The sequence below is a fragment of the Bradyrhizobium sp. BRP19 genome (assembly GCF_020194195.1).
Classification (GTDB): domain Bacteria; phylum Pseudomonadota; class Alphaproteobacteria; order Rhizobiales; family Xanthobacteraceae; genus Bradyrhizobium; species Bradyrhizobium yuanmingense.
Genome location: NZ_JADYVZ010000017.1, coordinates 1 through 19,854, shown reverse-complemented (window position 1 = coordinate 19,854; position 19,854 = coordinate 1). Strand labels below are relative to the sequence as shown.

Genomic DNA, 19,854 nt, shown 5'->3' with positions numbered 1-19,854 from the left:
TTCTGCGCCATGGCTTGAGATCGTTCTCGGCCAGGCGCCGTCTCGCGCGACAGGCTCTCCTGCGACGTCAGTCTGACCGTCTCGTCGGCCAGCAGCTCCAGTGTCCAGCGCGCGCGGTCGGAGGGCTGAAGCAGGAGGTGGCCACCAGAAGGACCTCTTCTTTGTCGTTGAGCTCGCGCTCTGCCCCTGCACGGGCTCTCCGCTCTGGGCGGCCACCGGGTTGCCTTGCGACAAAACGCCGACGGGTTCGATAGACCATCGAGTGGCCGACGTCCACGCTGCTGGCGATATCGTCACCACTCATCCCGGCATCGGCGGCATCTGCGCCTTTAGCTTGCGCACCGCCTGTCTGCCTCCGGCGCATCGAGGATGTGCTTGATTTGTACGCCGAGCCGCCCAATGAAGCAGTGCGGGCGCGGTCCGGATCCTACCGGCGGGGGGCTGAGTTGACGAAAGGTTCCTGCCGCATCCGCACTGCTGATGAGGCTGACGAGAAACATGACTCGGCGCCGACCGTTCTGGTACGCTAGCACTGTCCCTGCCACATCCCGCCAACCTCAACGGCTCTGTATCCGGGGGAGCTTACTGAAAGCTGACAGACCTGCGCGACAAATCACAAATGGAAGGGGCCCCAGGGCAGCTTGCCACTAGACGTCAGGACGTTCAGGTCCAGACAAAAGGCCGTTCGGCGCGCTTACGATCAGCGGCCGCTACAGCGGCGCGACGGACCGGAGGGGCGGTCAGCCTAGTCCACTGCAAGCTTTATGACTGATCGCCGGTTACGACATCCGGCTTCGGGCGGGTCTTCGAGGAGGAGAGTTTACCATTTGGATCACGCATCAGGCGCGTCCGGACCAAATACGTCGCACCGCTTACACAGTAGCGGTCTAGCTGGCTAGACATTCCTCGTGAACATGACCATATTGCCGAGCCGTCTCTCGATCCAAGAGCGCGCTATTGTCCGCAAAATGATAGACACAGCAGTTCTATTTAAGCCGCTCGGCTGCAGCCGTGATAACTTCGAAATTCTTGGTATCAGACATATGTTCCCTCACATGAACTCCTGGGACAAATCGCCAGGAGATTCTCTGACAATCGAACATCATCCGCTACATGGGGTGACCTACGCGCTTACGCTTGTTTTAGCGCTTTGCCGTCGATACGGGCTCCGGCCATTTCGTTATCACCGCCAGCGACGCAACACGGTGATGATCCGTGCGTCACTGGGCTTCGTCGACAAGGTGCTGCTGCCGGAGTTCACCGAGCTGGCGAGGTCGCTGCAAGTCTATCTGCACGAGGTGACGCCGCGCGTGATCCGCGACGAGTCTATGACGGACGACACCCGCGATGCGCAGGAAGTTACAGATGCCCTGCCGTCGAACTGATCAGGCGGCGAGCTTTGCCTCAGAACCATCGCGCTCGGCTTTCCAATTCCACGGCAACAGCATGTGCAGCCGATTGATCTTTGTACGTCCGGAGACGATGCGCTCGAGAACATTGGTCAGATAGTGCCGCGGATCGATGTCGTTCAGCTTCGCCGTGTTGATGAGCGACGCGAGAATGGCCCATGTCTCGGCCCCGCCTTCACTGCCGGCGAACAAGTAGTTCTTCTTTCCCAGGCCTATCGGCTTGATGCTGCGTTCGACCGTATTGCTGTCGATCTCGATGCGCCCGTCATCGATGAAGCGCGTCAGACCTTCCCAATGGTTGAGAGTGTAGCTGATGGCCTTGCCAAGACCGGACTTCTTCACGCGATCTCGGCGCTTGGAGCGGAAGACACAAAGTCCGCCGTCGTACGGATCGGCCCCAAACGCCTCGCTCACCAGCATCGCTAGCTAGTCCATGCCGTGACGGAAATCGATCGGCTGCGTCGCGATCCAGATCGACAACCCTGGTCGGAGCCCGATCATCGGCCAACCGTCCCTACTGCGGCCAGCACCTCGCACCGCGCCCGGCGGTCGACCGTCCCCCTGACACGGATACAAACCGCGCCGACCTCGATCTCGATTGCCGCCTGCTCTTCGCACGAGGGCAATTTGCCCCCGCAGCCGGTGATCGCGACCGGCAAAAGCCAGCTGGCACGTCTCCGTACCCGCGCTCCACCACCTTCGCCCGCATTGTCCGACGACGCCACAGAAACAACAGGCTTGGGCTGATGTCGTGTTGTCGCGCCATCGCGGACACGCTTGCACCCGGCGCAAAACTCTCCGCGACAATCGCCGCCTTCGCATCGGTCGACCAGCGCCGTCGCCGGCCCGTCCCGGTAATGATCTCGACACGCTGCAGCGTGTCCGAGCCGTCCTTGAGGATAGACGTATGCCTATCCTTATCGCCATCCTTACGACTATCCTTTGACATGGTGATCTCGTGACGAACCATTCCACGAGATCTTTCTAACCGACTAGATCAGCCCTCAGCGCGTGGTGCCTCGATGACGCTCACGAAACCGCAAGGTCCGGTTTCTGTCGGAGGCGCGCCGCTGACTGCGGAGCCGAGCACGGAACAGCGCTGATTACCACAAAATGCCTGCCATATGGCGCTGCGCCTTCCAACCACGTCGGAAACCAACAGTCCACCATCTTGATCGGCAGGCGAGCCGCCTCTCATTGCTCCGCGTGGTTTCGAAAATCCTCTGTGAGTCGCAAGAAGTTCATAAGCAGGACGTGCCCCTGTGACGTAAGTATCGACTCGGGATGGAACTGGACCCCATAAGTGGGATAATAGCCGTGCGTGAAGGCCATGATCTCGCCTTCCTCCGAACGCGCTGTCACTATGAGATTCTGCGCACATGACTGATCAAGCTCGACGATAAGAGAATGGTAGCGTCCGACGTCAAGCGGGGTTGGCAGCCCCTTGAATAACCCTCGGCCGTCATGCGCAATGTACGAGCGCCGACCGTGCATGGGCCGATGCGCACGCGCCACCCGTCCTCCGAAAACGCTTCCAATACATTGATGTCCAAGGCAGATGCCGAGAATTGGTACGCGTCCTGAAAGTTCGCGAACCACTGCTGTCGATATTCCTGCCTCATTTGGGGTGCAGGGGCCGGGCGATATGACCACCGCGCGCGGGTTGAGACCAACGAGCTCGCTGATGCTGATAGCATCGTTTCGGATCACTTCCGTTGCTTCACTGAGCTTGTGGAAATAGCGGGCAATGTTGAACACGAAGGAATCGTAATTATCGATGATGACAATCAAAATGCACCAGCTGGTTCAGAACCAAATGCATCAAAGATTCGCTCTGCCTTGGCGAGCGTTTCCTCGTATTCGGCCTCGGGCTCCGACAGGGCCGTTATACCGCTGCCCGCATGAAACACAGCCAGGTCGCCGTCGATCGTGACCGTGCGGATCGCAATACTTGTGTCCATGTGCCCGTTGAAGCCGATGAAGCCGATCGCCCCACAATAGACCTCTCGCGCTATGCGCTCGATTTCTGTAATAATTTCCATCGACCGCAGCTTTGGCGCTCCCGTAATGGAGCCGCCGGGGAAGCAAGCACGGAGCAGGCTAACGGCGTCTTCGCCTCCGGCAAGTTTCCCCGTAACGATCGACACGAGATGGTGCACTGAGGCATAGGACTCGAGATTGCACAGGGCCGGAACCTCGACCGAATGCGCGGTGCAAACGCGTGACAGATCGTTGCGCAAAAGGTCGACAATCATCGTGTTCTCGGCATGATCCTTTTCGGAAGCGAGGAGAACAGCCGCACGGCGCTGGTCTTCCTTGAAATCAGGAGAACGCGCGATCGTGCCCTTGATAGGTCGTGTCTCGACTTGTCGTCCCTCAAGCTTCAGGAATCGTTCCGGCGAACTTGATGCGATGGTCAGCTTTCCCCATCGCAGCAGGGCCGCAAAAGGCGCTGGATTCAATGATCGTAGCTGGCAATAGAAGGCGAGTGGATCAAACGAGGTCGACAGGCGGGCGCTGAAACGCTGCGCAATATTCGCCTGGAACACGTCACCCGCCAGGATCAAGTCGATCACGCGTTGTACCGCCGCAACGTAGCCCTCGCGGCTGAAGTTCGAGCGCCATGCGCCCGCTTTGCTGGGACAACCCTTCTGTGGCGCCTTTGGACCGGCAAGCAATGCTGCAAACTGGTCGGCTCGACGACGCGCTCGTTCGCTCCGTCGCACCCGATCCTGCTCCGGCCATCCGGTCGAGACGATCCAGCATTTGTTATCCCGGTGGTCGAAGCTGATGACCACATCATAGAAATGCAGGATGGATTGGGGCAAACCCAGACCGGCAATTGCCGGCGCAGACAATCGGTCCAATGTCCTGTTCATGTCGTAGGCAAGGTAGCCCGCCGCTCCTCCCTGGAACGGCGGGAGATCGGGACGATGCTCTTGCGGGTACTTCGCGAGTAGCGTGCGAAGGACCTTCCATGGATCGGCCTCGAGAGTCAGTCCGTTCCAACTGACTTGGCCGTTCGCGACCCTATAGGTGCTGAACGGGTCGCACGTTAGATATGAGTAGCGCCCAAGCAGCTCGTGCCTTGCTACGCTATCGAGAAACGTGAGATGCGATCGATGCCCGAGACGTCGCATCGCTATGACAGGGTCAACCCACTGCAACTCGCGAACGTACATCGTGGTTATCGGTCACCGGCGGCTGACGTCGTGAAAGTGCCGTTCCATCTGTTGGCCCCCCCGATGAGAACGACGCTTGCCTGCGATGGGCCGAAACTTGAGGCCCATTGCCAAGTTAACCAGGCGGTGGACTTTTTGCTGCGACAGCACCTGGATCATCCTGCCGTGGAGGCGCAAGGGGTATCTATGCATCGTAGTCGGCCGCGAACCGCAGCTCGCGGAGCGGTCGGACCCGCTTAATCGACTCCCGGTAGAGATCGTGCGCCTTGTACGCTGCGAGCTCCGCCTCGCTGTCGAACTCACCATAGACCACGACATCGATATCGTTGCCGAGCTGATCGGTCTTGCGGTTGCGGGCAACCTCAAGCCGGCGCGCATGTGGTATCGTGGTGAGAAGCGAAAGACCTTCGATGATATGGTCGATATGCGCCTCGTCCTTGGCGCTGAAGAAGACGATGTGACGAATCATGGCCGTCCGTGGAGATGTCGCTAGTGGGTGGCATAACTATCTGGGAATAGAGCCCGTTGCAATGAGGCTAGTCGCTTGCCGCATGATCGTCGCTTGCGATCGTCGGCGATCCGCAATGAAGCTTGCCAGATTTGCTCAGGGCGCCGGAAGGGCAAGGCGCTCAATGGTTTGAATGTGCCGCGTGAGCAGATTACAGGCTTGATCGACGTTGCGCGTTCGCAAGGCTTGCAGAATCAGGCGGTGATCTTGATTGGAGCGCGGTCGCCAGCCCACCGATCGCGCCATCGCGAACACCAATCGAGAATTGGCAAGCTGCAGTCCATCGAGGCTCGCGAGCAGACGCGGCATTCCGCACGGCGCGACCAAGGCTTGGTGAAAGGCGCGGTTGGCTGTCTCAAACTCCTCGATCGTCTTTGCATTGTCTCCTTCGATCAGGGCGAGCTCGATCTGAGCCAAATGAGCTGTTGTGAGCCTTGGCCCCGAATGGCGCAATGCCACCACTTCGAGCGCGGCGCGCATTTCGGCGATCTCCTTCACTGAACGGGTATCGAGCGGGGAAACCCGAACACCGCGACGCGGCACCGCGACAACAAGATGTTGTGCCTGCAACTGCCGAAAGGCCTCGCGCACGGGGACGTGGCTGGAATTGAATTCTCGTGCCACGTGATCCTGACGGAGTGGCGCGCCTGGCTCTAAGGCGCCGCTGATAATGCGCTCAGCAATTGAGTCCGCGATGCGCGCGACCGTCGTCATGTTGTCACTAGTGATCATAGATTATCTACCGCAATAACCGGTGCATTTGCGAGACAGCTCGATTAGCATCTCTTCGAGGGCAATGACTATAGATAATTGACGCGATTATCTACAATTGAGCGGGATTGGCTTATGGATGCTGCTGCGCAAGTCCAGCGGAAGGAAGCAGGCAACGGGACGCAGGTTCGTTATCATTGGAATGTCGAAGAGGCTAAGGCGCTCTACGACCGTCCTTTTGCCGACCTGATGCTTCAGGCGCAGCACGCTCATCGCAAGAACTTCGATCCAAACCACGTCGAAACTGCGAGCCTGCTCAGCATCAAGACCGGCGGCTGTCCGGAAGACTGCGGCTACTGCTCGCAAAGCGCGCATTACGAGACCGGCCTGAAAGCCACTCGTCTGATGCGTTGCGCCGATGTGGTTGCGACCGCGCAGCGCGCGAAGGGTGCCGGCGCCACGCGCTTCTGCATGGCCGCGGCCTGGCGCACGCCAAAAGATCGCGATCTTGATTCCGTCTGCGACATGGTCAAGGCGGTCAAGGGACTCGGCATGGAAACGTGCGTCACGCTCGGCATGCTGACAACGAAGCAGGCCGCGCGCCTCGCCGAGGCCGGCCTTGACTTCTACAATCACAACGTCGACACATCGCCCGAGTTTTACAGCAAGATCATCACCACCCGCAGCCTGCAGGACCGCATCGATACGCTGGCGCATGTGCGCGATGCCGGCATCAAGATCTGCTGCGGCGGGATTATCGGCATGGGCGAGCGCGTCGAGGACCGCCTGGGTATGCTCGTGCTGCTCGCCAATCTTCCCAACCATCCCGAAAGCGTGCCGATCAACCTGTGGAACAAGATCGAGGGCGTGCCGGTGGAAGACACCGCGGGGCCTCCCGATCCGATCGCGCTGGTCCGGCTGCTGGCGACCGCGCGGATCATGATGCCGAGGAGTGTGGTTCGCTTGTCCGCCGGGCGGCAATACATGACCGATGAATTGCAGGCGCTTTGCTTCTTGGCCGGCGCAAATTCAATCTTCGTCGGCGACGTGCTCTTGACCACCAAAAACCCGAAAGTTGATCGCGACGCGGATCTGCTGGCCCGGCTCGGCATCACGTCCGGGCTCTCCTGACGGAAGCAGTGCGCGCAATATGTTGCCCCCTACATCCAGCCTAGGTGAGAAATGCAGATAACTTTGATGAAGGGCAAAATCCATCGCGCCTCAGTGACCGAAGCTGATCTTCACTATGAAGGCTCGATCTCGATAGATCGTACGCTCCTGGACGCGGCAGGAATGGTGATCAACGAGCGCGTCGAAATCTACAATGTCGAAACAGGGATGCGCTTTGCCACCTACGTGATCGAGGCGCCGCCGATGTCTGGCACGATAAGCCTGAACGGTGCGGCCGCCCGACTGGCGATGCCCGGAGACAAGATCATTATCGTTGCATATGCCTCATTCGACGAGGCCGAAGCAAAGATATTCAAGCCACGCATTGTGCGTGTGGACAGAGACAATCGCATCCTGGCAAGTTGAACCTCCGGCCATCCTTCCTTCTTAAACGGCCAACGCATTTTTTGCGTGATTTGATGCGAGCCTCGGAGTGATGAATGCGGTCAATCCAAACAGCTAGACTTGGTCCCTACGTCGCAGCGTTGAATGCGTTGAACGAAGATAAACGGCTGCGCTGCCTCAAGCCCCGCGTGGGGATCGATTTCGCATCGAACGACTATCTGGCGCTCGGCAACGACTCGCACATCAAAAAGGCGATGGTCGCCGCGCTCGATGCGGGCACTCCGATTGGAGCCGGCGGGTCGCGGCTTCTGCGCGGCAATTGCGAGGAGCATGAACGGCTCGAGACGGAAGCGGCTCAGTTCTTTGGCGCGGAGGCAGCGCTTTTCTTTGGAGGCGGCTACATCGCAAATTTTGCCCTCCTGACAACGCTGCCGCAGCACGGCGATCTGCTCGTTCTCGATTCGCTCGTGCACGCCAGTATTCACGAGGGGGCACGGGCCGGCCGCGCAGAGTGTCGAATTCACGCGCACAATGATCCCCAGTCACTCGAAGACGAAATTCGCGACTGGCGAAACAAAGGTGGGGCGGGCCGCGTCTGGATTGTGGCCGAAAGTCTCTACAGTATGGACGGCGATTTCGCTCCACTCGAAGAGCTGGTGGCAATCGCCGATCGCCACGACGCGTTTCTGATCGTGGATGAGGCTCATGCCACAGGCGCTTACGGGCATCAGGGACGAGGGCTCACGGCCCCTTATGACAGGCGCGAAAATCTCATCGTCGTTCATACCTGCGGCAAAGCGCTCGGTGCGGCGGGTGCACTGGTTACGGCCTCCGGCATCTTGCGCGATTTCATGGTCAACCGCTGCCGTCCGTTTATTTTTGCCACCGCCCCATCACCATTGATGGCCGTTGCCGTTCGAGAGGCACTTCTCACCCTGCAGAAAGAGCCGGAGCGGCAGCAGCGGCTGGCCAATCTCGTTGCGTTCGCCCATCGGCAGATCACCTTGCTTGGTTTGCGCACACCATCGACCTCTCAGATCGTGCCGTACATCGTAGGTGATAATGCTCATGCAATGCGACTTGCCTCTGCTCTGCAGGCGCGCGGCTTCGACATCCGCGGAATTCGGCCGCCAACCGTCCCTGCAGGCACCGCCCGGTTGCGAATTTCGTTGACACTCAATGTTGGGGAAGAGGACGTGCGCGCAATGCTCGATGCGCTGGTTGAGGTGACGAGGGCTCGTTTTGATGAATAAGCGGATCGTCGTGGCTGGTACGGACACCGGGGTCGGCAAAACGGTATTTTCCGCAGGGCTCGCCGGCCTTCTCGGCGCGAATTACTGGAAGCCGGTCCAGGCTGGACTCGAACAAGAGACCGATTCCGAGTGCATCCGCCGCCTCGGTGGCCTCTCGTCCGATCGGATTGTCCCGGAGCTCTACCGACTTCGGACGCCTGCGTCGCCCCATTACTCCGCGGAGATCGACGGTGTTCGCATAGATACAGAGACGCTTCGACTGCCGGACAGCGGCGAGCGGCAACTCGTGATCGAGGGCGCCGGCGGACTCATGGTGCCGCTGACAGCGCGCACTCTTTACATCGACATCTTCGAGCGCTGGCAGCTCCCCGTCGTGCTTTGCGCAAGGACGGGACTGGGCACAATCAATCACTCCCTGCTCTCCATAGAGGCTCTGCGGAAGCGTCAGATTCGAATCCTTGGAATTGCGTTCATTGGCGAAAGAAACGCCGAAACTGAAAGCGCGATTTGCGAGATCGGGAGAGTGCGTTGGTTGGGACGGCTCCCGTGGGTTGTTCCCCTCACGGACGATAGGCTGCAGGCGGCTTTCAAAGACTCCTTTGTTAGCAGCGATTTCCTGAACCTATGAAGATAGCCAGGAGGTCGCCGATCTGGCACCCGTTCACGCAGCATGCTCTACAGCGGGACATGACGAAGGTGCTGCGGGGAGAGGGGGCTTATCTCTACACCGAAGATGGCCGACGCCTTATCGATGCAATCTCCTCCTGGTGGGTCGTGACCCACGGCCATTGCCATCCATGCATCGTGAACGCGATCCGAGAGCAGGCAGGCAAGCTCAACCAGGTCATCTTCGCCGGATACACTCACGACCCGGCTGAGCAAGTTGCGACGGAACTATTGAAGGTCACCTCCCCGGCGCTCGAACATGTGTTCTTCTCCGATAGCGGGTCAACCAGCGTCGAAGTCGCGCTGAAAATGGCGCTCGGCTACTGGCGCAATACCGGAAGACAGCGAACCCAAATTGTGGTGATGCAGCACTCGTACCATGGCGACACGATCGGGGCGATGTCGGTAGGTAGCCGAGGCGTCTTCAATGCGGCCTACGGGGCGCTGATGTTCGAGGTGACCTCGATTCCGTTCCCGGCAAGAGATCGTGAGCAAAGAGCGCTCGATGCGCTTGAAAACGCGTGTAGAAACGAACATCCCGCAGCCTTTATCGTGGAACCCCTGATATTGGGTGCCGGTGGAATGCTGATGTATTCTCCCTCGACCCTAAGAGAGATGAAGCGGATCTGCGAAGCCTTCGACGTCTTGTTCATTGCGGACGAGGTCATGACCGGCTGGGGCCGGACGGGTACCTTGTTTGCGTGTGAGCAGGCCGATGTCATGCCCGATATTGCCTGCTATTCGAAAGGCCTCACGGGTGGGGCGCTGCCGCTCGCCGTCACACTCTGTCGTGCCGATATTTTCGATGCGCATTATTCTGAAGATCGCACACGTACGTTTTTTCATTCGAGCTCATATACGGCCAATCCAGTGGCCTGTGCCGCGGCCAAGGCTAATCTGGACCTATGGCAGGATCAGGAATATCGCTGGCGGCTGGCATCCTTGGCCAGGATGCAAGAGCAGGCACTCGTGCCATTCCGCGCCGATTCACGGTTCGCAAACGTCCGACGCACGGGAACAGTCACAGCGCTTGAACTCAACACGAGCGATGCCGGCTATCTGGCGGACATCGGTCCGAGGCTTTTGGCTTTCTTCCAAGCGCGGAATCTGCTGCTACGCCCACTCGGTAACACGATCTACGTGATGCCGCCTTACTGCGTTACGGCGGCCGACCTTGATGAAATCTATACTGCCATCCGCGACGCTGCTGACTTGCTGATGTGAGATGCACGAGGCTGTGCAATCATCTGCAGCGACAGCATCTTGGAAGGCGAAAGTGTCCGTATTGCTGCCGCTTGATAGTGCAACGAGAATGCAGCACCCAAGGCTCGCAGGCTGATCGTGCTTTAAGCACTTAAGCGCTCCCGACCCCGCTGCCGCAGCAATCCTGCGGGCTAGCCATGAAAGGCGCAGCATTTGGCCGAAATGTCGGGCGAATTGCGTTAACCACGATAGAGAAATCCATTATCTTGAGCAAATTCTCGGCGAGGCTTTCTGCGGAAAGTACTGCTTCGCGAGGCAGCCGCACATCAGAGTCAAGACTCTTGATGGCTGCAAGAACCAGGGAAATGGACCGCCGGGCGACCGCACCTTTGGTGCGCGCGTGGTGCTGTGGTCAGAGGGCAGCGGGGCTTCCCCAAGTAAACGTCTGACAGGAGGCGAGAATGCACATTGGATTCCGTAATTCCCCCGACCATTCAGCCACATGCTGCGCGATATGCGGCGGAAAGTTTGGGCTGATCCGCCATTACTGCTGGCGAACGGCCCTTTGCTCCAAGAAATGCGTCAACCGCTTTAAGGCGCGGCGGGAGGCCGATCAGAATTGGTTGCGACGGGGGCGAGCCGCTTAGGAATGGACTGAGTTGTGCCGGTACGACCCTGGTCAGAGAATTCAAGTGGCCCTCTAGAGCGCGTGGAAATCAAGTGACAGAAACATCGGCAAAAATAATCGACTTCAGAGCCTACAGGGCCAGCAGGCTGGCTCGGTCTGAGCGCCTTCGCGACGACATCTACTCGACCGCGACTCTCGCTGCGCTTACGGCGGCCTGTGACTTTTGGACGTTCCTGGCCTGCCATCCGTTTGCTTTGCTCGGTGCGCCAGCGCGAAAGCGGGAGGCTAACGAGTACCCCTAGGGGGCAGACACGCAGATGTGCCTAAAGACGAAGTCCCCACGCGTGCATCTGCAGCTCGGTCCGGTCGAGCCGTCACCGTTTGGAGAGACTGCAACTAGCCCAGAAACGCGTGCAGATGGTGGCTCGTCGCGAGCGCCGCTCCTCGATTGAGGCCGCGGCTGGCATAGCCGCTGAAACTGCACGGGAAGACGAGCCATCGGGAGGTGAAATCGCGATGAGGAAGGTCTTGTCTCATGGTTGCGCGACCATTGGGCTGTTTTTGCTCTGTTCTCCAGTTCTAGAGAAACTGGGATCTCCATCCTCCATACCATTGACAGGTTTCTCCTGCCTTCTCTAGGAAGCGCCGACGGTGTGTGGGGAGCGGATTCAATATGAGCCACAGTTCAGAGCAGCCTCTAGAGCGTGTCACGATTCCGGCACTGCAGCAGTGGAAGGATAAAGGACGGCGTGTCGTGATGACCACCGCCTACGATGCGGTTGCGACGCGCATCGCGGATCCCATTGTCGATATCATCCTGGTCGGCGATAGCGTTGGAAACGTCTGCCTGGGATTCGACAACACGCTGCCCGTCAGCGTGGCCATGATGAATCATCACCTGGAGGCTGTTGCGCGCACGAAGCCTCATGCCCTGCTTGTGGCCGACATGCCCTTTCTGAGCTTTCATGTCGGTTCTGAGGATACGATTCGCAACGCAGGAGGTTTTCTGCAGCGTGGCGCCGATGCTGTGAAACTCGAGGGTGGTGCCAAACGCATCGATATGGTACGCGCCTTGGTCGATTGCGAAATTCCTGTGATGGGACATCTCGGTCTGACCCCGCAGAGCGTCAACGTCATGGGTGGATTCAAGGTGCAGGGACGGACAACGGATACCGCCTTGCGGCTGCTCGATGACGCCCACCGTCTGCAGGAAGCCGGCTGCTTCGCGCTGGTCCTGGAGGGCATTCCTGCCGAGCTCGCGGCGCGAGCGACCGAATGTCTCACGATACCCACCATCGGGATCGGAGCAGGACCTGATTGCTCGGGCCAAGTGCTCGTGTTTCATGATGTCTTGGGGCTAACCGAAGGTCATCGCCCCAAATTCGTTCGTGCCTATACAAATGGATTCCAGCTGTTCCAGGAGGCGCTGTCGCGCTGGGCTGCCGATATCCGCAAAGGTGCATTCCCGGGCTCGGAGGAGTGCTATCGGCTTCCTGATCAGCTTCGGCATGCCGTCGCCAACTGGGTGCCCTCCAATTCAACCTCAAGGTAAGAAATGCAAGTCATTACGAAGGTCGCTGAGCTGCGTCGCGCCCTTGCAGACGTTCGCAATGCCGATAAGCGCATCGGATTCGTTCCGACGATGGGATACTTGCACGACGGCCACCTGGCCCTGATCTCGGCAAGCCGGGGACACTGCGACGTCACTGTCGTCAGCATCTTCGTCAACCCCACTCAGTTCGGCCCAAATGAGGATCTCAGCAGGTACCCTCGCGACTTCGCGCGCGATGAAGCGTTGTGCCGCAGTGCCGGGGTCACCATCATCTTCGCGCCAAGTGCAGAGGAGATCTATCCGGCTCAATTTGAGAGCTTTGTCGAGCCGGGCGAACTCGCAAAACCGCTCTGCGGTGCTTTCAGGCCTGGACATTTTCGTGGTGTAGCGACTGTCGTCTGCAAGCTATTCAACATGGTGCAGCCGAACGTCGCGTACTTTGGACAGAAGGATTTTCAGCAATGCGCTGTGATACGCCGCGTGACGGTTGATCTGAATCTTCCGATCGAGATTGTCACTGTGCCAACCGTGCGGGAGCCAGATGGGCTGGCAATGAGCAGTCGCAACCGTTATCTCAGCTCGGAAGAACGTGGTCGGAGCCTTGCGATCAGCCGTGGCTTGTTCGCCGCAGCGCATGAGTTTGCCTCAGGGGAGCGCGATGCGGCAACGCTGATTGCGCTTGCAAGAAAGCATTTGGAAATGGTCGATCGACTGCAGTACCTTGAGCTTGTCGACACTGGGACCCTAAGGATTGCCGAGAGCCCTCTGCGCTACCCGGCGGCACTCTGTGTCGCAGCGTACGTCGGCTCCACTCGGTTGATCGACAATGTAGTCCTATCCCGGTCGCCATCGTAGCTAGATCCGCAAGTGATTGCGCTCACAAACAGTCGAACCGGATGGGTTGGCCCTGAAATCCTCAACATCTCTCGAAGGCGACCCGGAACTGCCCTTTGCGTGCTGAACAACTGCCCCCCCGCTCAACCTCATGATGTCGGCTGAGATCGGCTCTGCCGGCTGACGGGGTGGAGCGAGGCGGGGCCGCTGCCGCGCTGCCGAGAGCAGCCAAGTGCGAGTTCGCTTTCCGTTTTATGATTTCGGCGGCTCGCTTGGACACTCCGGGGCGTTCCGACCGCTTTGCGCGCTTTTTACGACGTCGCGCAAAACAATTTCAGAAAGTCGTACAACCAGCTGTTTGAGGCGCGCAATCTCCTGCTTGCACCGCTTCAGCTCGTGCTGTTCGTCTGTCATCACAGATGGTGTGCGACGATAGCTGCTGCCGAGATGATTCATGTAGCTCCCTTTCCGATTCGACAAACACAGCAGATAATCTGAACAGCCCAGTTGCTTCTCTTCCCTGAACGAGGCGCCTCGGCGTCAGATCAGAGCGTTTCACACGCAGCCCGCGGTGGGCTGGTTGCTAGCTCACTCCCTGCAAAGGGCCTTCGCCCAGGTCGTAGATTCGACGGCACTTTCGGCGACGCCATCTCGCTCGTCGCTCAAGCTCAGTTGCAGTAATGACCCCCAACAATGTGGCCGCGGAATATGCCGCCCTCCGGCTGCATGTGATTGCTCTGGGCGCAGACTGGTAACAAAATGGCAATATCGATTAATGCAACGAGCCGCGCTCTCGCGCTCAAATCCTGCATTGCGGCAGCGCCTCCGATGAATTTTCACGCGACGTTCGCGTCTCCGTGCTGGGGTCCTTCAGCAGGCTTATATGTCCAAAACGCAAGTCGCTACCGAAATCATCCGCCTGCAAGCGGGCATGCCAAAGGAGGTTTGCTCAAAATCGTGTGCTGCCAATACCTGCAATTATGGATCACTAACCACACGCCCATGACCATGAAACTACTTCACGATCGCGCAGACGACCTCCTAAGCTGCATAAAGCCGAAGTTCCCTCAAGAGCGGCCAGGAGGGCGAGTCAAGGGGGCACTTAGCGCGGGCGCCGGATCCTGGCCCGATTTCGTCGCCAGACGCGGGGCGGGCGCTGGTTTTTGACGCAAAGATATGCTTCAACGCATGAATTGAAGTCCCTCTACAGTGCAGGATGCCAAGCGGTCGGGTTTGGAGCCGATAGGGAGGTCTGCGAAAGCGCCTCACCTTATGACGCCGGCGTCCGCGCCTACGTTGCCTCCAAAATCCTGAAGGCCGCCATCAGAGATGAGACGTGCCCCAATCTGCTTAAACAGATCGGTCAGGAAGCTCTTCCAGAGCACCAACGATGTGGCGATTAGATCTAGGACATGGCTTGTCATTGAGGCGAATTTCCAAGTCACAGTGCTGAAGGTCCTGGCCTGCTATCCAGATTCGCGCGCGCCGTCGCGTCGCCTGCGGCATAGCGATCCGGCCAGCTCGCAGAGGTGTATCGTGGTCGCAAATCGATGGCGGCCTAACGTCACCCAAGACGCGGCGTTATCCGATGTGAATCGGTTGGCGCGTTGCTCGCTGCGAGGCCGATCGTTGAAACGAGCTGCTCGCACAACAGGCAGCGCATCCAAGCCTTGGCGCACGCACCCTTGCGCGCCACGATGCCGGTGAGGCGTCACGCTAATAACCTTCGTCCGGAAACGAGGGCGAACTCAGTGTTCGGCGCCGGAGCGCCATCACTCAAGCGAGCGGGTGCGCCATTGCTGTCTACTCCTGTGCGAGCCCCGCAAGTGCCCTTTCAATCACTGTGATGTCTTGACTGACCTGAGCGATCGCTGGCTTCGGATCAACTCCGGTAACGCACTTCAACTGCTGCAGTAGCTCCCGCCGATGCGCCAGAAGGGTCTCCAGCGCGCTGCGGTTGCTTAGTTTCACATAGCCGTCGACGATCAATCCAATCGAAAGAGACATCGAAACTCTCAACCAAAGCTGTTCTCAACGTAGATGCGTATAGCACATCGACAAACGATGTTCAGCTCGTCGGGAGAGAATACTGACGGGCGAGCTTGTTAGCGACAAGCGTCCGGCGCCGGGGGCGTGACCGACTATTCCTTGCGCCTTACAAGCATCCAGCTCTGTTTGAGCGACTAGCCGAGCAGAAGGACGGCTATGGCGAGCCAAAAACGCTGCGGATCGTCGCGAGGGTTGCTAGGCTAGGGGAGGGAATGATATCACGAACTAGCATAGTCTTATCCGCCTGCCGAACGGCTTCCGAGATGCGATGGCAGGCGGCGCGTTGATCGACGACATGCTCGCCTGAATATCTCTTCGTAGAGATTGCGACGACCTCAGGAGCGTCCAGGATGCTCGATGAATATTTGGCCCGCATTCGTGCTCACCGTAACACCATCCACCGCTATTCTCGCCTGCTGAAGTCGAACCTGTCGGATGTCGAACGTCAGTTCATTGAAGGACGCCTCACCGAGGAGCAGGCGGCCCTCGAGTCTCTTTCGGCCGAGACCTTCCCGCTCGCGTTCAGCCTTCCGAAGCGGACGGACATGTCGGCAAGATAGGCGCGGAGCCGCGAACGACGCTCGCATTCGGGACCACGCGATTTCTCGCCGACGGCATCATCATGGGCTCGCGACCCGGCAAATAATCGATGATATCCGCCCGCTGTCGGCCCAGCCCCAAGACCTAATCTGCTGACCTGCACATGAGTTCATTCGGCTCGGGTATCAGCTGCTCAATCTATATCGGCTTTTGCCTTAGAAAGCCGAACTATTCGACCGGTTCTCGCTCCGGACCCGTTTGTATTCGGCCATATCTCGACAATTTGTTAGATTGGCTACACGCCCAGCCAAATCGTTCTCACTCGCTTGCCAGCTGAGACAGCCACAACTTCATCTTTCATCGGCCTGCCACCACGGCATGAGATTTGCTCTACTGGCGGCGAGAGGCACAGCAAGGAGGGAAACGACTTGCCAAATCTGCGATTGGAGACAGTTTATGTCGCCGGCAATATCTCCAGCAGCATTCTGGGGAATCCAAAGGTAAGCGGCGGCACCACGCCAAAGGTGGAACATCAAATTGGTACGCGTCGATCGGGCTCGGCTGCGAAATACCCTCGCGCCGATATTTTCCCTAGTCGCCGTCGGGCAAATGGCAGGCCTTTTGCGTGTAGCCGATCCCATAGGACTGCTGCACGGGCTCTTCGCGACCGACGGTTGGTTGTTTCGACGGACCGCAGTCGGCAGCGCGACAGGGAAGTCGCAGTTCCGGGGCAGAACAACGGCCTCCAGCTTTTGGATCAATCACTTCAACCTGCACCGGGCGATCGAACACTATGATTGTGCGTAGCCTGCGCGACGTCGAAGCAACCGATCACTTCGTCGATTGGGGCAATGGTACTAGCCACCGCCTTCTGACCGATAAGGACGGCATGGGTTTTAGCATCTGCCACACCGTGGTGCGCGCTAACACCGTTTCGCTTCTGCAATACCGGAATCATCTCGAAGCCTGCTACTGCATCGGCGGAGAGGGCGAGGTCGAGGACATGGACGGCAATGTCTTTCCCATTCGCAGGGGTGACATGTATGTGCTTGACAAGCATGACAAGCATTTCCTGCGCGGGGGACGGAACAACGACATGATCCTCGTAAGCATCTTCAACCCGCCCCTTACCGGAACCGAGCGCCACAAGCTCGACGACCCGGCGGGCTCCACATATTGAGTGATGCGAAGAAACGCCAATACAACATGAACTGCCGCTAATTGCGAGATACATTTACTCGAGCAATCCAGCGCTGCCTCGTATCGCACGCGGACCTCAGAAAAAGTCTTTGTTCCGGTTTTACGAAAGGCGCACGCGATGCGCTTCGGCGGAGCTGACAAAATACTTTGGCATTCCAGGTCCATTTTCCCTTGTCCGGAAAGACCAGGCGGGCGGAGGTTTGTGCCGATTGATAGCGCGCTCAATTGTACGATGTCTGGCGACGCTGTTGGACAGCTGACATAGCGCTGCTGTGGCTTTCGCATTGATTGAATTCGATTTCACCGTTGGCACGATAGATGCGTAATCGTCTAAAGGGCGCCATAGAGGAGAAGTCGTTCGATGAGGACGCTTACCAGAAACTCTGACGCGGTTGAGTGGCAGCTGCGATGCTGCCGGCACCATATTTGGTGATGCGCAAGGTTGGCACGAAGATTGAGTGATCTGCTTCGGCGAAGGGTTTCGTCACATCAATGCAGACCAGCCTAAGCCCGACAACAGATACGAACCGATGTGAGCGATTTGCGTGAATCAAGAAAGTCGCCTTCCGAGCTTGAGCGATGAACAGGTGCAGAGCATATCTGCCGCGCATGAACTGCTAGCGCGTGGGGAGGAGTTTTGGCGACGGCGGCTCGAGCAGTTTAGCAGATTGCATCTTCCTTTTCTGTCATCGTCCGTGGCTGCGGCGCCTTCCCGATGGCAGTCGAGTTCGTGGTTTAGCCCAAGCGGTTTGGCTAAACTTTCCCCACAAGATCGCTCGGAATATTTGGTGACCGCTTGGCTGATCTATCTCGCTCGAGTCACCGGGCAAAAAGAGTTTCAACTGGGATGGAAGCCTGCATGGGACGGATTGCAAACTGGCTCCAAACTCGTAATCGCCTCCGTCGTGCCGATGGAGGTTTGCATTGAGCTTGCTTATGATTTTGAAGAAGTGCGCAAAACCGTAGCGGCCGAAGTCGCTCAGCTGAGGGCACACGCCAGCTTTGCCCGAGATCTTATCGCGCGCTGCCCGACCCTGCGAGGAGTGGAGGCGCTACGGGCGCGCCACCCTTGGCCGATTGGTATTGCAATCGCGACAGAAAGCTGTTCCGTCGCCGACGATCTGTCGGCGAGCCACAAGACTGGCCAAGCCTTATGCGGCGATTTGCTGACCTTTGAGGTTCGCGCTCTGGATGGGAGCTTCCGCTGGCATTTTGATGCCGCTCGATTGGCGCCCAAGCAGATCGACGGCATGACGCAGCATTTGCAAGTTTTGTTACGCGGCGTGATGGACGATGCGGGGCAGTCTGTCGGCCGAATCGGCATTCTGCCAACCGACGAACGCGCGTATCTGCTTGAGGATTTGAATCGGACGGCGGCGCCTTTTTCGTTTGAGCGATGTATCCATGAGTTGTTCGAGGCGCAGGTGCAAAGGGCGCCGGAAGCGGTTGCAGTGGTCCATGAGAGGGAGAGACTGAGCTATGGCGAACTCAATGCGCGGGCCAACCGCCTGGCGCATTATCTGATCGAGCTCGGGGTCAAGCCGGACCAGCCGGTGGCGATCTGCCTGGAACGCAGCCTAGCGATGGTGGTCGGTGTGTTGGCGATCATGAAGGCTGGCGGTGCCTATCTGCCGCTAGATCCGACTTATCCGTCAGCGCGGCTGCGGCAGATTGTCGACGATGCAAAACCGAAACTGCTGCTTTGCGATGTCGCCGGTCGAACCGCATTGGGCGCCGATGCCGTGGCCGATGTGACGGTGGTCGATCTGGAGACGACGACCCCGGCTTGGGGCGAGCGGCCGCCTTCGAACCCGGACCCGGGCACGCTTGGCCTCACATCGCGCCATCTCGCCTATGTCATCTATACCTCCGGCTCAACCGGAATCCCCAAGGGCGTTGAAATGTCCCATGGCGCGCTTGTGAATTCGCTTGCGGGCATTGGCACGTCAAAACAGCGCACACTTCAATTCGCGACCCTGAACTTCGATGTGTCCTGTCAGGAATTGTTCATCTGTTGGAAGGACGGCGGAGTGCTTGTGCTCGTGCGGGAACAGACCCGGAGGCGCTTCTCCGACCTGCTGGAATTTGTAGAGCGGGAGGCCATCGAGCGGCTTTTCCTCCCGTTCGTGGCATTGAATCATTTTGCGGAAGTCTGGAGCACGCAGCGGGTGCAGCTGCGCGCTTTAAGAGAGCTTTATACAGCCGGCGAGCGATTACAGGCCACTCCACTGCTTAGGGCGTTCTTCGAAGCACATCCGAACGCGAGATTGATCAATCAATATGGGTCCACGGAAATCAGCGTCATTTCCGAGCACCACCTTGCAGCTGATCCGTCATGTTGGCCCCAGATGCCTCACGTCGGGCGTCCAATCGCCAACACGCGGGTGTACTTGCTGGATGGCTATGGCGCGCCTGTGCCGTTCGGCGCGGTGGGCGAGCTTTACATTGGCGGGGCGGGGGTGGCACGGGGCTACCTCAACCGCCCTGAGCTGACCGCGGAGCGGTTCATCGCCAGTCCCTTTGTCGAGGGCGATCGGCTGTACCGGACCGGCGACCTTGCACGTTATCTGCCGGACGGCAATCTTGAGTTCCTGGGCCGCAACG

Annotated in this window: 17 protein-coding genes and 2 pseudogenes; 11 read left to right on the top strand and 8 right to left on the bottom strand. The window is 58.6% G+C overall.

Annotated elements, in window-relative coordinates:
- Positions 1–914 precede the first annotated feature (914 nt).
- Positions 915–1,385 (top strand): hypothetical protein, encoded by a 471-nt coding sequence (locus I6F36_RS32010; RefSeq protein WP_225131000.1) that lies wholly within the window; start codon positions 915–917, stop codon positions 1,383–1,385.
- On the opposite strand, the pseudogene I6F36_RS32005 reads toward I6F36_RS32010, so the two are convergent.
- The 6 genes and pseudogenes from I6F36_RS32005 to I6F36_RS31980 form a co-directional block, all read right to left on the bottom strand.
- Positions 1,386–1,757, bottom strand: a pseudogene (locus I6F36_RS32005) (transposase); the annotation flags it as partial.
- A 364-nt stretch (positions 1,758–2,121) separates the two neighbouring features.
- Positions 2,122–2,310, bottom strand: a pseudogene (locus I6F36_RS32000) (transposase); the annotation flags it as partial.
- Between the two features lie 293 nt (positions 2,311–2,603).
- On the bottom strand, positions 2,604–3,200 hold the full coding sequence (locus I6F36_RS31995) for an aminodeoxychorismate/anthranilate synthase component II (protein ID WP_225130879.1): 597 nt from the start codon (positions 3,198–3,200) through the stop codon (positions 2,604–2,606).
- Positions 3,197–4,591 carry an aminodeoxychorismate synthase component I gene (pabB, locus tag I6F36_RS31990; protein WP_225172865.1) on the bottom strand — a complete coding sequence of 465 codons (1,395 nt, stop codon included), beginning with the start codon at positions 4,589–4,591 and terminating at the stop codon, positions 3,197–3,199. Before pabB ends, I6F36_RS31995 begins: the two co-directional genes overlap by 4 nt.
- 184 nt (positions 4,592–4,775) lie before the next feature.
- A complete protein-coding gene (locus I6F36_RS31985) occupies positions 4,776–5,060 on the bottom strand; it encodes a Dabb family protein (RefSeq protein WP_225130875.1) in 285 nt (94 codons plus the stop codon).
- Positions 5,061–5,195: 135 nt separating this feature from the next.
- The gene (locus tag I6F36_RS31980; protein WP_225130873.1) at positions 5,196–5,831 is read right to left on the bottom strand and encodes a GntR family transcriptional regulator; all 636 of its coding nucleotides are present in this window, start codon (positions 5,829–5,831) and stop codon (positions 5,196–5,198) included.
- A 114-nt stretch (positions 5,832–5,945) separates the two neighbouring features.
- On the opposite strand from I6F36_RS31980, the gene bioB reads away from it, so the two are divergent.
- From bioB to panC, 7 genes are all read left to right on the top strand, one after another.
- On the top strand, positions 5,946–6,941 hold the full coding sequence (bioB, locus tag I6F36_RS31975; RefSeq protein ID WP_225142073.1) for a biotin synthase BioB: 996 nt from the start codon (positions 5,946–5,948) through the stop codon (positions 6,939–6,941).
- Positions 6,942–6,992: 51 nt separating this feature from the next.
- Positions 6,993–7,346: an aspartate 1-decarboxylase gene (gene panD / locus I6F36_RS31970; protein WP_225130861.1), complete on the top strand. Its 354-nt coding sequence runs from the start codon at positions 6,993–6,995 to the stop codon at positions 7,344–7,346.
- Positions 7,347–7,420: 74 nt separating this feature from the next.
- Positions 7,421–8,578 carry an 8-amino-7-oxononanoate synthase gene (locus tag I6F36_RS31965; protein WP_225130859.1) on the top strand — a complete coding sequence of 386 codons (1,158 nt, stop codon included), beginning with the start codon at positions 7,421–7,423 and terminating at the stop codon, positions 8,576–8,578.
- Positions 8,571–9,206 carry a dethiobiotin synthase gene (gene bioD / locus I6F36_RS31960; RefSeq protein WP_225130857.1) on the top strand — a complete coding sequence of 212 codons (636 nt, stop codon included), beginning with the start codon at positions 8,571–8,573 and terminating at the stop codon, positions 9,204–9,206. Before I6F36_RS31965 ends, bioD begins: the two co-directional genes overlap by 8 nt.
- Positions 9,203–10,468, top strand: coding sequence for an adenosylmethionine--8-amino-7-oxononanoate transaminase (locus I6F36_RS31955; protein WP_225130855.1), 1,266 nt, complete (start codon positions 9,203–9,205; stop codon positions 10,466–10,468). The genes bioD and I6F36_RS31955 overlap by 4 nt, the downstream gene beginning before the upstream one ends.
- Before the next feature lie 1,280 nt (positions 10,469–11,748).
- The gene (gene panB, locus I6F36_RS31950) at positions 11,749–12,627 is read left to right on the top strand and encodes a 3-methyl-2-oxobutanoate hydroxymethyltransferase (protein WP_225145056.1); all 879 of its coding nucleotides are present in this window, start codon (positions 11,749–11,751) and stop codon (positions 12,625–12,627) included.
- A 3-nt stretch (positions 12,628–12,630) separates the two neighbouring features.
- Positions 12,631–13,482, top strand: a complete 852-nt coding sequence (panC, locus tag I6F36_RS31945) for a pantoate--beta-alanine ligase (RefSeq protein ID WP_225143632.1) — start codon at positions 12,631–12,633, stop codon at positions 13,480–13,482.
- 231 nt (positions 13,483–13,713) lie between these two features.
- Here panC and I6F36_RS31940 read toward each other — a convergent pair whose 3' ends face one another.
- Together I6F36_RS31940 and I6F36_RS31935 are read right to left on the bottom strand one after the other, a co-directional pair.
- Positions 13,714–13,917 carry a hypothetical protein gene (locus tag I6F36_RS31940; protein ID WP_225130842.1) on the bottom strand — a complete coding sequence of 68 codons (204 nt, stop codon included), beginning with the start codon at positions 13,915–13,917 and terminating at the stop codon, positions 13,714–13,716.
- 1,347 nt (positions 13,918–15,264) lie between these two features.
- Positions 15,265–15,468: a hypothetical protein gene (locus I6F36_RS31935; RefSeq protein WP_225130840.1), complete on the bottom strand. Its 204-nt coding sequence runs from the start codon at positions 15,466–15,468 to the stop codon at positions 15,265–15,267.
- A gap of 392 nt (positions 15,469–15,860) precedes the next feature.
- Between I6F36_RS31935 and I6F36_RS31930 the strand changes: the two genes are divergently transcribed.
- The 3 genes from I6F36_RS31930 to I6F36_RS31920 form a co-directional block, all read left to right on the top strand.
- Positions 15,861–16,070, top strand: a complete 210-nt coding sequence (locus tag I6F36_RS31930) for a hypothetical protein (RefSeq protein WP_225130838.1) — start codon at positions 15,861–15,863, stop codon at positions 16,068–16,070.
- 773 nt (positions 16,071–16,843) lie between these two features.
- Positions 16,844–17,230: an ectoine synthase gene (locus tag I6F36_RS31925; protein WP_225130830.1), complete on the top strand. Its 387-nt coding sequence runs from the start codon at positions 16,844–16,846 to the stop codon at positions 17,228–17,230.
- A gap of 808 nt (positions 17,231–18,038) precedes the next feature.
- A partial coding sequence (locus I6F36_RS31920; RefSeq protein ID WP_225130828.1) for an amino acid adenylation domain-containing protein occupies positions 18,039–19,854 on the top strand: 1,816 nt, incomplete at its 3' end.